Source organism: Pseudomonas sp. FW305-7 (assembly GCF_058786735.1).
The window spans coordinates 67203-83452 of the sequence record NZ_JBYSZA010000026.1 but is presented as its reverse complement, the minus strand read 5'-3'; the positions used below and the strand labels follow the sequence as shown (position 1 = coordinate 83452).

The following is a 16250-nucleotide window of genomic DNA, read 5'->3' as shown; positions in this document are numbered from 1 at the left end:
GCCCCGAACTCCGCCCGGGAGCCCGACAAGTCATTGTTGAACACGTTGTTGTTGACCTTCACTTCGTTGTTCGAGGCGAACTCATGAGCAATCGCCGCGCGCACGTAAGGCTGCGCGACAGCGCCGTTACCGAAACCGAAGTTACGCCCGAACGTGGCACCGGCCTTGCCGAGCAGTGAACGCATGCGATCGCCGTCGGCGTCCATGTCGTTGTCCAGCGTGTAGCGTTTGCCCTGTATCTGCACCGCCGACAATTGCGTGAAAGGCTCGATGAAGTAACCGTCAGCCAGTTTGATATGCCGACCGAATTCCGCCGAACCGCCCACACCCCAGTTGTCGTAATCGCCCTTGGTACGACTGCCGTCGCTCAGGTTGACCTTCGATTCGTTGCGAAAGCGGTTGAACTTGAGCACGCCATCAACGTAGTAACCGGTGTCGCTGTCGAGCCAGGTCACGTACGGGCCGACGTAATAGCTTTTCACCGTGCCCGAGGTGCCACGGTTCAAATCCAGATCAGACTGGCTCGTGCCCGCCAGCACACCGACCAACACCTGGCTGTCACCGATCCGGGCGTCGGCGCCAAGGGACAGGCCCTGCTGCTGTTGCTGGTAACCGGTTCCCGAACCGTCGGCCACGTTGTATTTGTTGCCGTAGGTGCGGATCCAGCCACCGGCCTGACCGCCGTTGAAACGCAGCTCACCCATGCGGCTGCGCAACGAGCTCAACTCGCCGTACCACACGGTGGGCGCGGTATTGAACAGTGCCAGCACTGAACGCGCGCCAGGGCTGATCACGGCGGTGGTAGGGTCAAGAAACCAGTCCCTGCCGCCTTCGCCGTTTTCCCGATTGGCCAGGCTGTAAGACCAGGTGCCGACGTCGACCACACTGTTGCCCGCCAGTGCAAACTGCGCACCATTGGTACTGCTGGTGCGTGCCAGCGTCAATTGCTGAGGCGCCACCGCATCCAGGCCCGACGCCGCCACCGCGAGAGCAAAGTCACCCGCCGATGCGCCGACCACATTCAGGAAGTCATGCTCTCCCGTAGCAAAATCCCCCTTCATGACAAAGGTGCCATTGCCAGACAGCGCGCCGACATTCAATTGGTAATAGGTGGCGGGTGCATCTGCGGCGCCAAAGGTGACATTGCCACCATTCATGCCCAGGGCGCCGATCGAGTCGTTGCCTGTCAGCGTCCAGTTCGAATGGCTGTCGATGTTGACGCTGGCGACCTTGTCCAGGCGACCGGTGAACTGTGACTGGTTTTGCAAGGTCACGCTGGCTGAGGAACTGCCATCGACCAGCACGTCGCCGGTCATCTGGCCCTGATCGAAAGTGAGGTTGGCGGTGCTGCCGTCCGCAATGTTGATGTTGCCTTGCAACGTGCTGTTGGCAACTGCCATGGTAACCGTTGAAGCACCTTGCACATCGAGCAGGATGTTATTGCCAGCGAGCAATTTCGAGTTGTTCAGAACATGAATATCCGCCTGCACCCCTTCCTCGACAAGAATGGCTGACGATAACCGCCCTTCAAGTGTTGCGCCATCAAGCGTCAGATCGGTCTCTGCCAACCCTTGACCACTCAGGGCCATCCGCACACCGTTGGCGTCACCACTGATAATTGTGCCGTTCGCCCGAACCGTACCTGCAAAAAATTCGATGCCGACGCTGTCCGCAAGGGTACCCGTGACTTCACCGCCATTAAGTTCGAGGGTACTCAATCCTGTAATCGCAACACCCGCTATTCCACCGCGCAGGACGCTGTCTGTCACTACGGCAGCAGAACCGGTAAGCGTTCCCACCTGGCGCCTCAGCGTCAGTGCGGCGTCATCACTGGTGAGCGTTACTCCGATCAACGTTGCCTGACTGTTCGAGAGGGTAATACCACTATTGCCATTGCGACCGGCGAAAGTGCCCCCTGTCGCATTTATTGTCGAACCGGACTGAACGAGAACTTCATAAGTACCGGCATTATGGGCGTTCAGGATACCGCCGCTGTTCACCAGGTAATTATCAGTTGGCGTGGCGTTGTCTATGCTTCGACTTTCCCCCGCCCCCACGATGGTCAATGCCATCAGGGGCGAGCTGACAAAAAACAAAGGTGAAAACATCAGAAGGGTTACTCGGCCGGCGCACAGAAAATGCCCTCTCGACTTTTTACAACTCATAATTCTCTCCGATGGTATGAGTGTTAAAAAACAGATTCTTTGATGTAAGCAGAGTAATAGGAAGTGCCACCCACAAAATGTAGGAAAAGTCTCATATTGCATGAGGTTTTATCCCGCGCTCGCGCCGAATCCGCACATCGCTTCCATTGCGAAACCCCACATCATAAAAACCTGCAGCACAAATGAAAAAGGAAGATTTGCATCTTCCTTTTTCGTTACACCGATTAACGAACAGTCGGGATCGGGCACATACCTCCGTCGCCTGTGCGTGCAATCACTTGAACTTCGTGCTTATCAGAAGTCTCAGACCGACCCTGTACTAAAGCTGAATATTCAATGCTCCCACTGCCGTCTATGATCGGTTTCAAGACGGTGTCGTAAGGTAAATACACAGTGAATCCGTCTCGATGTTCTTCGTTGGCAAGTTTTTTGGTAAATTCATAAGGTGTGATTGGAACAGGATCTGTTCCATCCCAGCCCACGCCAGTCCAGGTAAACTCCAAGTCCATGCCCAACTCCAAAGGCGCTCCGCCCGGAACCGTCACAAGGGCTACATGTCCCTGTCCGGCAATATTTCTCAGCGACCCACAGTCCAAGTATTCGCTACTTCCAATCATGAAAGTAAAGTTGATCTTTGGCTCTGGCAAGGTGACGGGCATGACGTAAACGCTCACTGGCTGTCGAAGTGACGGGTTTGGATTATTGTCGGGCAATGCGGGATTGGTAATCTTGTAATGTACGGGAATTGCCTGACCATTACCCTGTGCAGTAATAAATGCATGTGGAATGGTAAACGGAACCGGATCGTCGTCATTTTCACTACCGGTCACGGTATACACCCCTCCAGGACCGGGAACAGCTACGTCCCCCCAGTAGAGTTGATAGACGTCACCAACTTGTCGAACTTCATCAATGACTGTACTCGCCGTGCCGTCCTGCCCTGCATCGACGAGCTCAAATTTATTGGGCTCGCCAGTGATTGCCGCTTGAACCCTTACCACGCTCAAGTTCGGGTTGCCTGTTTCCGGATCTTCTGGATCAGGTGGCAGGGTACCCGGACGCCGAAGGTCGACGTTCACCGGCACAACCGTGTTTTCAGGATATTCCTGCGTGCTACGCCATATCGAGTAGGTGACGCTGACAGGCCTATCCCCGAGTCCTTTGGCTTTCACATGGTGGTAAGGAACGTCGAAGATCATCGGAAAACCATCAACGGACCTTTTGCGTGGCTGAGGAATGCCATCCCACGTCAGCGCTACCTCATCCATCGCGCCAACATTGTCGTACTCGCGGATGATAACGCCCACATCAGGGTACGCATCGCTGATAGTGATGAGGTTATCGGGGCCTGGCGCCTCAGGCACTTCAAGAGGCTTCAGGTTAGTGGGCTGCTGCGCCAGCAGAACCAGAACGTCCAGTTCATGTGAAGGCGGTCCTTCATTGCCAACGCGATCCTGCCATTGGTAATAAATGATTTTTTTCCCCTCACCCTCGGCTTCGATCCGGGCCTTCGTCAGTGTGACCGTCATAGCATCGCTACCGGCATCGGGGGCAATATAGGTGTCGACAATCGTGCCCGGGATGCTATCGCCCATATAGACACGGGCAGTATCCCCGGTTCGTCGATCGGGATGCAGCGGGATCGTCAACTCAAGATCAGGGTCGGTTGCCAATCGCTCTATTGTTATACGACCGTCCTCGTACGGAGTCGGTAATTCAATTGGCTCACCAGCGATATTTTTATTCGGCGGCTCCTTATCAATCAGAATAAATTCCGGAAGTGGAAAATCATATACATCCCTGACATAGGTCAATCTATAGCTCAATGCAAACCGACCTTCTGCAGTCGTCTCAAGACCCGGCAATACCAGTGTCTGCTGAGTATCTACCGGAGTCTTCGCTATGATGGCATCGCCCACTTCCGCGCCATTCCACAATAGTTGCAACTTTACGTCGCGATTAGGTGGAGGGACAGGACTGATTTCCAGAACGTTTTCGATAATAACTTCGTTAGGAAAACCCTGCCGAGCCTTCGGTAGTTTGTTGTCATCGTCACCTGAAACATTATCCAGCAAGCCCTGTAGTTTCGGTGGTGTTGGAGCGCGTGACGCCCGGGCTGCGCGGATGGCCTTCATTGCCGCCCTGCCGGGCTCGCCTTGGGTATTTTTTTCATGGACAGTCATTTTGTCACTCTCCTGATATTAAAGCAGATATTTGAACTCTATTTTTCGACACAACATGACCTCCGAATCGAAACTCCGACCCGTTACTGCCTGTCATTTATTTACTGCTTTATTTGCACGAAAAAACTTATTCCGGGCAATAAACCTCATTCATCGGCGAACAGACTATGCCGCTAGGCATGGTTCTATTGATAATTACAAATTCAGGTCGTGACCTGCCAATCGTGCCGTCCTGCTTATACAAAACATAATAAACAAGTGCAGAAGCATTATTCACCATGGGTGCTATAAGCCGTTCGTAATCAGTGACGACCAGATCAAAGCCATTTTGGATATCCGCCAACTCGATTTGTTTTGGCAATTCGTCATAAGCATCGACAATAGGATTAGTCCCGTTCGGTCCCAGACACCCCTGCCAATGCACAATAACTTCATCCTTCTCTGCAAAGAGAGGGTTGGCCGGAATATGTACGGTGACGCCTTCCCACAAACGAGGTTTGGAGCAACAGTGCAATTCGACTTGTTTTCCGGCATGGGGGAATGTCGGCTCGTCGAGATTTTCGATGACGACGATCGCCACCTCTACCTCAGTCTTTCGAGCATGCTGGTCATTCACCCCATTACGGGTAACGTAGTAAACCGGTAACTTCGGATTCTGCAGGTCTGGCTGAATGTACTGCCAGGGAATCTCAACCTCGATGGGCGTGCCGGCGCCATCACTGGCTTGCACCGTGTACGTGGCAACCGGCGTCGGAATCTGCCCCCAGTACACGTCTATTTCCTCAAAGGGCTGAGGATTGTCGTAGAGCGTCAATATCGCTCGCGCCGGCAAGCCGAAATCAATACTGCGTAGCTTGTCGGGAAGATCAGACTTCTGCCCGCGAATTTCCACTTTGGCCAGGGTTTCATTGAGCAACGCCGGGGCGTGCACATGATCCTGACCGGCAATGGTCAAATTCAACGCGACGGAAATGTCGGAGGAAGGCGCAGTGTAGCTGCCATCTGCCAGACGAATGCGATAACTCACTTTGGGCCGTGACGGACCATCGCCACGCGCATGCAGCGCCGTCCACGGAACAGTGGTTTGCAGCGGGAAGTCCGTCGGATCGACTGGAATTTCTGCCAGCGTTGTTCCGTCCCAGTCGATAGCAACCCGATGGGCAGCATCCGGAAAATCATAAGGATCTATCAGTACCTGGACGCTTTCACGAGCCTGCTGCCGATCAAGCAAATTACGCGTCAAAATCACGCGAGGAGGAGGCAGCTTACCTGGCAGCGGCGACAGGTCGACAAAGATTTTCGCTCGCCTGGCATTGGGCCCGATATTGCCCGCACGATCCCTGAGCCGGTAATACATAAAACGATCACCGTGCCCCCAAGGGCGGATCTCGTCGGCATACACAGTGATCAACAGACGTTTGTCGATAATGTCCTGAGCGCTGAACTCCTGTTCGCGGATCTCGACGTCGCTGTCGAGCGGATCTTCCTTGTCCGTCCAGAAATAGACTGCTCGATCGCCCGGTGCTACATCGATGTAAAACGGTACTTCGACGATGACCTGCCCGTGCTGCGTCAAATAGCTTTCTGTGATGACACCGTTCAGCTCGTCAGGAAAAATGACCGCATCGGGCTGGTTGCCGAAATTGGGCTTGCTGGTGTCGATGGTGATCTGTTTTTTTAAGGATTCCGAAGCGTTGGCCTCAGATCCGCTGGGGTAAAAGCGAATGGATACGTCATAGACCCCATGGCTTAAAAGATCTTTCGGTACGCTAAGAGTCTGCGGCTGCTGCACCGGGACATTGGATGGGTACTCGCGAAAATCCACCGGAACAAAGGCTGCGCCGCGCGTTCTGAAGCTCAGTTCCACTTTGTCGGTACGATTGGGAACCGTGGTGAAATCCACGCCTTCGAACGTGACCTGCAGAGGCTGCCCCAGCGCACGCAGAGGAAGAAGTCCCGCAGGATCATCCGGGTCCAGCACCGAAGGTACTTTGGGTGCTGGAATATCGGCGAGCGGCTCGCCCTGAGGAGTGATTTGATCGTTCGGCGTATTGGTGGCAGACATCGCACGTAATCCCTGACGAATGTTGAAGCCCGCGTTGCGCACATTGTCGAACTGCGGCAGGCGTGTGTTGAATGGCTTCATTTAGCGCGCATCACTCAAAAGCGACAACTGTCAGAAATTACAGGTATTGCTACCGTTCGTCGGAGAAAATCCCGATTAGCAGGCCTACACCCGATAAACGACAGCGTTTAACCGATCGCGCCCTCGACCGTGGTTGCTGAAGCTCTCGGGAGCAAGTCCTCCGCCCACAGGGATCTGTGTCGATCACAAACCTCTGTCACACCACCGAACCTGTGGGAGCAGCTCGCGCAGACTGGCGAACAAGCAACGCATTTCCATCAGGCAGAAAAAACCCGCCGCCCCTTCAACGGGGGCGGCGGGTTTTGTCGTTTCAGGCCTCGATCAGACGGTGTCCACCTTCAACGAATGATCATTCAACATGCCGCTGATGATCGTCGCCGTGTCATGGCCACCGGCAACCACGCCACCCGCCCCCGGCGTGACGCCGTAATGGCTGGCGAGGTTGACACCGGCCAGATCAATCGTCTGGTTCGGCGTCGCACCGGCCATGGCGCTGACATCGATGCTGGTGAGCACCGACGCGCCGCTGCCGGTGACGGTGAAGTGCAGGTAGTCATCCAGCGACGCCGTGGTGCCGTTTTCACCTTGCAGCAGTTGCGACAGGTCGAGCTTGTCGGTGCCTGGGGTGAAGTCGGTGATCAGGTCGTGGCCGCTGTTGCCTTTGAGCCACTGGAAGGTGTCGGCCCCTGCGCCGCCCGTCATCGTGTTGTTGCCCATGCCGCCGATCAGCAGGTCATCGCCGCCGCCACCGTTGAGGATATCGTTGCCCAGGCCGCCGTTGATCACATTGTTATTGTTGTCGCCGGTCAGGGTGTCGTTGAAGTTCGAACCGACGAGATTTTCGATAGCGGTCAGGGTGTCCGTCCCTGCGCCGACGGTGTTTTGCGCGCCGAGCAGGCCGAGGTTGACCGTGACGCCGGCCGTGGCGTGGGCGTAGCTTGCGGTGTCGATACCCGTGCCACCGTCAAGCAAGTCGTTGCCCGGGCCGCTGTAGAGCAGATCGTTGCCGGCACCGCCGTGCATTTCGTTGTTGCCCGAGCCTGCGGTGAGCACGTCATTGCCATCGCCACCGTTGAGGATGTTGTCGCCGGTGCCGGCCACCAGAATGTCATCCCCGGCAGTGCCCGTGAGGGTGTGGCCATCCTGATAAGTAATGGTCACAGCAGCGGTATCGCTGCCGCCGTGGTTGTCGTTGGCGGTGTAGGTACCGTTGAAGTCCGGGGTGATGTCGTGGGCCCCGGCGTAGTTGACCGTCATGGTCAGTTGGTAGTTTTCCGCAGCGTTGGTGTTACTGCCGCTGGTGTTGGTGATGTTGGTCACGTGGATCTGATACGTGCCGTCGGCGCTGGCGGTGATGGTGCCGCCATCGGCGATGCCGACGAACGCGCCGCCGTTGAGCGAGTACTCCATGGTGATGTGCCCGGCCGCCAGGTTGTGATCGAGGTTGAGAGTTTCGCCCTGTTTCAGTTTGACGGTGATCAGGTCTTCATCGTTGGCATTGGCGTTGGTCACCGCGCCGAGGTAACCGCTGACCACCAGCACGGCGGTCATCGCTGCGGTGTTGGCGGCAAACGCATTGCGCACATCCGCCAGGCTCTGGTTGGCGGCCGTATTCCCGGTACCGTTGAAGGTGATCGCGCCGGAGCCGGTGAAGTCCGCGCCCTTCGCCACCCAACCGGTATTGAAACTGGTTGGCGTGGCGTTGAGCGTGTCGCCATTCGGATCAGTGTCGTTGGCCAGCAACAGCTCACCCGGCACCACGATGTTGCTCGACAGCACGTTAGTGATGACGTGGTCGTCCGCCGCCACCGGAGGCGCGTTGGGGATCACTTTCACCGTCAGCGTCGAGCTGGCGAGGTCGCCGTCGTTGTCGCTGAGGGTGAAACCGATGTTTTCGGTGATCACCACCGCGGTGGTTTTCTGCGAGGTGTAGCTGTAGTCACCGGTGTCGAGGTTGATCACCAGCGTGCCGCTGTTGTTGGTGGCGATGCTCAGCGTGTTGTTCACGGTGTTGAAGGTGCCATGGTTGGTGCCGCCGCTGGCGACCAGCGAGCCCTGTCCGCCATTGGCTTTTGGATCGTAGGTGTACGTGGTGCCGTCAATGACGATGGATTTGATGAAACCGCCATCGGCGCCGAACGTACCGCCCTCGCCCAGCAACGAACCGGTAACCGGCGCGCCTTCGACGGTGCCGGACAGCACCGAGTTGAGCTGATTGAGATCGGTGACCACCACCGCGTTGGTATTGGTGTGAGTGATGCCGTCATACGCCAGCGGATCGAGGTTGGCGTTGCTCACGCCACTGCCCAGGCCGATCGCGTAGTTCTTGATGTTGTTGGCATCGAGGAAGTTTTTCAGCGCCGCTTCGTCGGCAGCGTTGATGTCGCCCTCGTTGGGTTTGCCGTCGGAGAAGAAGTAGCCGACGTTCTGCGCCCCGGTGAGTTTGCCCGAGGTGTTGAACGCGGTCTGCATCACCGCCACGGCCGCGTCGTAGTTGGTGCCGCCGCCCGCCGTGAGGCCGGCGAGAATGGATTTCGCCGTGGCCACATCGACCCACACCGAGGTGCGATCGGTAGCGTTGCTGCTGAAGGTAACGAGCTGCACTTTCACATCGCCAAGATCATCGTACTTGTCGAGCAAGGCACTGATCGCCTGCTTGGCCAGCGCCAGCCGCGACAAGCCGGGCACGCCAGAGGCGTCGGCCATACTGCCCGAGATGTCGAGAACGATCAGCAGGTTGGAATCGATCTCCACCGCCGCCACCGAACGATCCGACGCCACGGCTTTGGGCACGTCGTCGACGATGTTGACCACAAGAGTGCTGGTAGTGCTGTTGCCCAGTGCATCGGTGGCTTTGTAGGTGAAGCTTTCGCTCAGGGTGTTCGGTCCGTCGTTGGCGTTCGGCGTGGTTTTCGGCGCCGAGGTCAGCGTGTAGGTGTAGGTGCCGTCAGCGTTGAGCTGGATCTGCCCGTAAGTGCCGGTGGCGCTGCCGACCAGCGTATAGGTGATCGCGCCCGTGCCGCCGGTGACCGCGCCGACCAGGGTACCGGTGGCGGTTTCGCCGGTGTTGCTCGGGTCGCTGCCGGTGACCGTACCGGGGGCCAGATCCGCGCCGTCCTTGGTCAGGTCGAGGGCTTTTTCGTAGACCGTCACGTCCTGATCGACCGAGGCCACCAGTTTGCTGTCGGCGACATTGATGGTGATGGTCGTGGTGCTTTCGTCGCCGTCACTGTCGCGGATGGTGTAGGTGAATGTATCGGTGGCGCCGGGTGGACTCACCGAGTTCGGGTTGCTGTGGTAGACGGCGTTGCCCGCCGCATCGAGGGTCAGGTATCCGAAGGCGCCGTTGATGTTGCTGTTGAGGCCGCCGATTGCCGACGTCGCGGTGTTGCTGCCGGCGCGCACGCCCACCACGGCTCCACCCGCCGCAGCACCATCGGCGCCGGTGACGTCGTTGCCGAGCACGCTGATGTTGACCGTGCCACCCTCCGCCACCGAGCCGGTGTCGGCTTTGGCGGTCGGCAGATCATCGATGATGTTGACGTTGATCTGGCCGCTGGCGGTGCTGCCATCGGTGTCGGTCGCCACCACGTTGAAGTTCTCGGTGAGGCTGTTGGCACCGTTGGCGTTCGGGTGGGTTTCGTTATCCACCAATGTGTAGCTGTAGCTGACCACGCCGGTCGCCGGGTTGTAACCGGTGATGGTGAACGTGCTGCCCAGCGGCGAGACGACCGATTGCGGGAAGCCTGCGGCCACGCCGTTGGTGACCACGGCTATGCCACCGACGGTGAGGGTTTGCAGACCATCGAGCGCGGTGACGGTAAAGGTGCCGCTCTGGGTCAGGGCCGGTGCGTTGGGGCTGGTGCCGTCGCTGAGGTTTTTCTCGTAAACGGTGAGTTCGCCGCCATTGACGTCAAGGCCGTTGAGCACCACCGGATCGTCGTTGTTGTGGATGTTCAGCACCAGGTTGGCGGTGCTGGTGTCGCCGTCGGCATCGGTCAGGGTGTAGGTGAAGGTCTCGGTGCCGTTGCCACCGCCGTGCAGATTTTTGAAGTCGGCGTCGCTGGTATCCAGCGTGTAGGTGTAAGTGCCGTTGGCGTTGAGTACCAGGGTGCCGTAGGTCCCGACGATCGTGGCGGGCGTGATCGGACCGGCATTCGGCCCGGTCGCGACGACATCGGCGCCTTGCACGTCATTGGTCAGCACGTTGCCGGTCAGCGTCAGTTGGCTTTCCGAGGCGGTGCTGGCGTTGCTGTCATTTACCGCTTTCGGCACGTCATCGACGATGCTGACGACGATGGTGCTGGTGACGACGTTGCCCAGCGAATCGGTGGCCTGATAGGTAAAGGTTTCGGTCAGGGTGTTGGCCCCGTCGTCGGCGTGCGGCGTGGTGGTCGCCGGCGATGTCAGGGTGTAGGTGTAGGTGCCGTTGGGGTTGAGGACGATCTGCCCATAGTTGCCGGTGGCACTGCCGACCAGCGCATAGCTGATTGCGCCAACGGCGCCGGTGACCGAGCCGACCAGCGTGCCGGACGCGGTTTCGCCGGTATTGCTCGGATCGCTGCCGGTGACTGTACCGGGGGCCAGATCGGCGCCGTCCTTGGTCAGGTCGAGCGCTTTTTCGTAGACGGTGACGTCGGTGTCGCTGGTCGCGTACAGCTTGCTGTTGGCGACATCGATGGTGATGGTGGTGGTGCTCTCATCACCGTCGGAATCGCGCACGGTGTAGGTGAACACGTCCACCGCGCCCGGGCCGTTCACGGTGTTCGGATTGCTGTGATAAACAGCGTTGCCGTTGGCATCGAGGGTCAGGTAGCCGTAGGTGCCGTTGATTTGCGCGTTCAGGCCTCCGATGGCAGAAGTCGAAGTGTCGGCACCGACGCGTACGCCCACTACTGCGCCAGTCACGGCCGGGCCGTCAGCGCCGCCGATGTCATTGTCGAGCACGTTGCCGCTGACCGTACCGCCCTCCGCCACCGAGGCTGCGTCGGGATGAGCGCTGGGCAGGTCATCGACGATATTGACGTTGATCTGGCCGCTGGCCGTGCTGCCGTCGGTGTCCGTGGCGACTACGTTGAAGTTCTCGGTGATGCTGTTGGCACCGTTGGCGTTCGGATGGGCTTCGTTGTCGACCAGGGTGTAGCTGTAGCTGACCACACCGGTGGTTGCGTTGTAACCGGTGATGGTCAACGTGCTGCCGAGTGGCGTGATGATCGACTGCGGGAAGCCTGCGGCGACGCCGCCGGTCACCACGGCGATACCGCCCACGGTGAGGGTTTGCAGGCCATCGAGGGCGGTCACGGTGAAGGTGCCGCTCTGGGTCAATGCCGGCGCATCGGGACTGGTGCCGTCGCTGAGGTTTTTCTCGTAGACCGTCAGCTCGCCACCGTTCACATCGAGACCATTGAGCAGTACCGGATCGTCGTTGTTGTGGATCTGCAAGACGAGGTTGGCGGTGCTGGTATCGCCGTCGGAATCGGTGAGGGTGTAGGTGAAGGTTTCAGTACCGTTGCCACCGCCGTGCAGATTTTTGAAGTCGGCGTCGTTGGTGTTCAGCGTGTAGGTGTAAGTGCCGTTGGCATTGAGTTGCAACGTGCCGTAAGTCCCGGTGAACGTGCCGGCGGTGACGGGGCCGGTGGTTACGCGGTCGGCGCCTTGCACGTCGTTGGTCAACACGTTGCCGGTCAGTGTTAGTTGAGTTTCCGAAGCGGTGGTGGTGTTGCTGTCGTCCACGGCTTTTGGCAGGTCGTCGATGATGTTGACGTCGAGGGACGCGTTGGCGGTTGTGCCGTTGTCGTCGACCACGGTGACGGCGAACTGCTCAGGCAGGTTGTTCGCGCCGTTGGCGGTTGGGTGCGCTTCGTTGTCGACCAAGGTGTAGCTGTAGCTGACAACACCAGTTGTGGCGTTGAAACCGGTGATGGTCAGCGTGCTGCCCAGCGGTGTGGTGACTGATTGAGGGAAGCCTGCGGCGACGCCATTAGTGACGACGGCAATGCCACCGACGGTCAGCGTGGTGACGCCATCGAGCGCGGTGATGGTAAACGTGCCGTTTTGGGTCAGTGCGGTTGCATCAGGCGCGCTGCCGTCACTGAGATTTTTCTCGTAAACCGTCAGTTCGCCGCCATTCACATCGAGACCGCTGATGACCACCGGATCGTCGTTGTTGTGGATCTGCAAGACGAGGTTAGCGGTGCTGGTATCGCCGTCGGAATCGGTGATGGTGTAGGTAAAGGTTTCGGTCCCGTTGCCACCGCCATGCAGGTTTTTGAAATCGGCATCGGTCGGATTCAGCGTGTAGGTGTAAGTGCCGTTGGCATTGAGCTGCAGCGTGCCGTAAGTCCCGGTGAACGTGCCGGCGGTGACGGGGCCGGTGGTTACGCGGTCGGCGCCTTGCACGTCGTTGGTCAGGACGTTGCCGGTCAGTGTCAGTTGAGTTTCCGAAGCAGTGGTGGTGTTGCTGTCGTCCACGGCTTTTGGCAGGTCATCGATGATGTTTACATCGAGGGTCGCGTTGGCGGTTGTGCCGTTGTCGTCGACCACAGTGACGGCGAACTGCTCAGGCAGGTTGTTCGCGCCGTTGGCGGTTGGGTGCGCTTCGTTGTCGACCAGGGTGTAGCTGTAGCTGACAACACCGGTCGCTTCATTGAAACCGGTGATGGTCAGCGTGCTGCCCAGCGGTGTGGTGACTGATTGCGGGAAGCCTGCGGCGACGCCGTTGGTGACGACGGCAATGCCGCCGACGGTAAGCGTGGTGACGCCATCGAGCGCGGTAATCGTGAACGTGCCGTTCTGAGTCAGCGCAGCGGAGTCCGGTGCGCTGCCGTCACTGAGATTTTTCTCGTAAACCGTCAGTTCGCCACCGTTCACATCGAGACCATTGAGCAATACCGGATCGTCGTTGTTGTGGATCTGCAAGACGAGGTTGGCGGTGCTGGTGTCGCCGTCGGAATCGGTGAGGGTGTAGGTGAAGGTTTCGGTCCCGCTGCCACCGCCGTGCAGGTTTTTGAAATCGGCATCGGTCGGGTTCAGCGTGTAGGTGTAAGTGCCGTTGGCATTGAGCTGCAGCGTGCCGTAAGTCCCGGTGAACGTGCCGGCGGTGACGGGGCCGGTGGTTACGCGGTCGGCGCCTTGCACGTCGTTGGTCAATACGTTGCCGGTCAGTGTCAGTTGAGTTTCCGAAGCGGTGGTGGTGTTGCTGTCGTCCACGGCTTTTGGCAGGTCATCGATGATGTTGACGTCGAGGGTGGCATTGGCGGTGGTGCCGTTGTCGTCGACCACGGTGACGGCGAACTGCTCAGGCAGGTTGTTCGCGCCGTTGGCGGTTGGGTGCGCTTCGTTGTCGACCAGGGTGTAGCTGTAGCTGACAACACCGGTCGCTTCGTTGAAACCGGTGATGGTCAGCGTGCTGCCCAGCGGTGTGGTGACTGATTGCGGGAAGCCTGCGGCGACGCCATTGGTGACGACGGCGATGCCGCCGACGGTAAGCGTGGTGACACCGTCCAGCGCGGTGATCGTGAAGGTACCGTTCTGAGTCAGCGCAGCGGAGTCCGGTGCGCTGCCATCGCTGAGGTTTTTCTCATAAACCGTCAGCTCCCCGCCCTCGACGTTCAAGCCGTTGATGATCACCGGGTCGTCGTTGTTGTGGATCTGCAAGACGAGGTTGGCGGTGCTGGTGTCGCCGTCGGAATCGGTGATGGTGTAGGTAAAGGTTTCGGTCCCGTTGCCACCGCCATGCAGGTTTTTGAAATCGGCATCGGTCGGGTTCAGCGTGTAGGTGTAAGTGCCGTTGGCGTTCAGCACCAGCGTGCCGTAAGTGCCGGTAAAAGTACCCGCCGTGATCGGCCCGGCATTTTCACCCGTCGGCACACGGTCGGCGCCTTGCACGTCGTTGGTCAGGACGTTGCCGGTCAGTGTCAGTTGAGTTTCCGAAGCAGTGGTTGTGTTGCTGTCGTCCACGGCTTTTGGCAGGTCATCGATGATGTTTACATCGAGGGTGGCATTGGCGGTGGTGCCGTTGTCATCGACCACAGTGACCGCAAACTGCTCAGGCAGTGTATTGGCGCCGTTGGCGGTTGGATGCGCTTCGTTGTCGACCAGGGTGTAGCTGTAGCTGACAACACCGGTTGCCGCGTTGAACCCGGTGATGGTCAGCGTGCTGCCCAGCGGTGTGGTGACCGATTGCGGGAAGCCTGCTGCCACGCCGTTGGTGACCACGGCAATGCCGCCCACCGTCAGGGTGGTGACACCGTCCAGTGCCGTGATGGTGAACGTGCCGTTTTGCGTCAGTGCGGTTGCATCAGGCGCGCTGCCGTCGCTGAGGTTTTTCTCGTAAACCGTCAGCTCCCCGCCCTCGACGTTCAAGCCGTTGATGACCACCGGATCATCGTTGTTGTGAATCTGCAAAACCAGGTTCGCGGTGCTGGTGTCGCCGTCGGAATCGGTGATGGTGTAGGCGAAGGTTTCCGTGCCGTTGCCACCACCGTGCAAGGCTTTGAAATCCACGTCGCTGGTGTTCAGCGTGTAGGTGTAAGTGCCGTTGGCGTTCAACACCAAAGTGCCGTAAGTCCCGGTGAACGTGCCGGGCGTAACCGGGCCTGTGGCCACACGGTCGGCGCCTTGTACATCGTTGGTCAGGACATTACCGGTCAGCGTCAGCAAGGTTTCCGAGGCTGTCGAGGTGTTGCTGTCATCCACCGCTTTCGGTACGTCGTCGGTGATGTTGACGTCGAGCGTGCCAGTGGCGCTGTCGCCGTTGCTGTCGCCGGCAATCACCGTGAACTGTTCGCTGAGGTTGTTCGTGCCGTCGCCGGCGGCATGGGTTTCGTTGCCGTTGAGGGTGTAGCTGTAAGTGACCACGCCGGTCGCCGGGTTGTATCCGGTGATGGTCAGCGTGTTGCCCAGTTGCGTGGTGATTGATTGTGGAAAGCCGACGGCCACGCCCGCGTTGATCAGGCTGATGCCGCCCACGCTCAGGCTGCTCAACCCGTCTGGCGCCGACACGGTGAAGCTGCCGCTCTGGGTCAGCGCGCCGGGATTGGCGGCCGAACCATCAGGCAGATTGGCTTCATTGAGGGTCAACTCGCCGCCGGGCACGGCAAGGCCGCTGAGGGTGACCAGATTGTTGACCGGTGGCGGTGGCACCACCGGCACGGTGTTGTCACCGTTGTCGATGACCGCGTTGTGGCGTTCTTCGGGAAACTCGGGGATACCGCCGAACCCGGCAGTCGGGAAGCCGATGATCGGATCGACCCGCCCGCCGACTTCGGTCAGTAAAACGAAACTGTGCCCGCCGCCCAATTCACCCGGCGCGCCGCCCGGTGCATTGGGGCCGGCTGCAGTGGCTTCAGCGGATTTGGTCGGGTCGTCACCGGCGGCGATGGCTTTCTGGATCTGCTCGACGTCGGTCAGTTGCGCCTCGCTCGGGGTCAGCACTTCGGGCGCGTTCACATGCGCCGCCTGATCGGCCAGCAACTGGCTGGTCATGGTCAGGCTGCTGTCGCGGCCCAGGGTCAATTCCTGGCCATTTTGCAGATGAACGGCAACGGCGCCTTCCGCCCCGGTGATCAGTTGATCGCCCGCAAACAAGCGATCCCCTTCAACCAGTGCGCGTTTTGTACCGTCGGTTGACTGAGCGAAAACCTGGCCAATGACTTTAGTAACCGTACCGATGAGCGTTGCCATGTGAAATCCTCCGCTGCCGACCACCGTCGGCACTGGTAAGCGAAGCAGCCCATGGCTCAATCGGGTTGTCGG

4 protein-coding genes are annotated in these 16250 nt (G+C 58.9%); all 4 read right to left on the bottom strand.

Annotated elements, in window-relative coordinates; all coding sequences use genetic code 11:
* Positions 1-1718: autotransporter outer membrane beta-barrel domain-containing protein (locus AC3WMT_RS24650; RefSeq protein ID WP_256583606.1), on the bottom strand; the 1718-nt coding region annotated here is incomplete at its 3' end.
* A 671-nt stretch (positions 1719-2389) separates the two neighbouring features.
* Positions 2390-4348, bottom strand: coding sequence for a hypothetical protein (locus AC3WMT_RS24645; protein WP_103307373.1), 1959 nt, complete (start codon positions 4346-4348; stop codon positions 2390-2392).
* A gap of 127 nt (positions 4349-4475) precedes the next feature.
* Entirely contained in the window at positions 4476-6494 is a 2019-nt protein-coding gene (locus AC3WMT_RS24640) for a hypothetical protein (RefSeq protein WP_103307374.1), read from the bottom strand.
* 321 nt (positions 6495-6815) lie between these two features.
* On the bottom strand, positions 6816-16178 hold the full coding sequence (locus AC3WMT_RS24635; protein ID WP_492577987.1) for a retention module-containing protein: 9363 nt from the start codon (positions 16176-16178) through the stop codon (positions 6816-6818).
* Positions 16179-16250 lie beyond the last annotated feature (72 nt).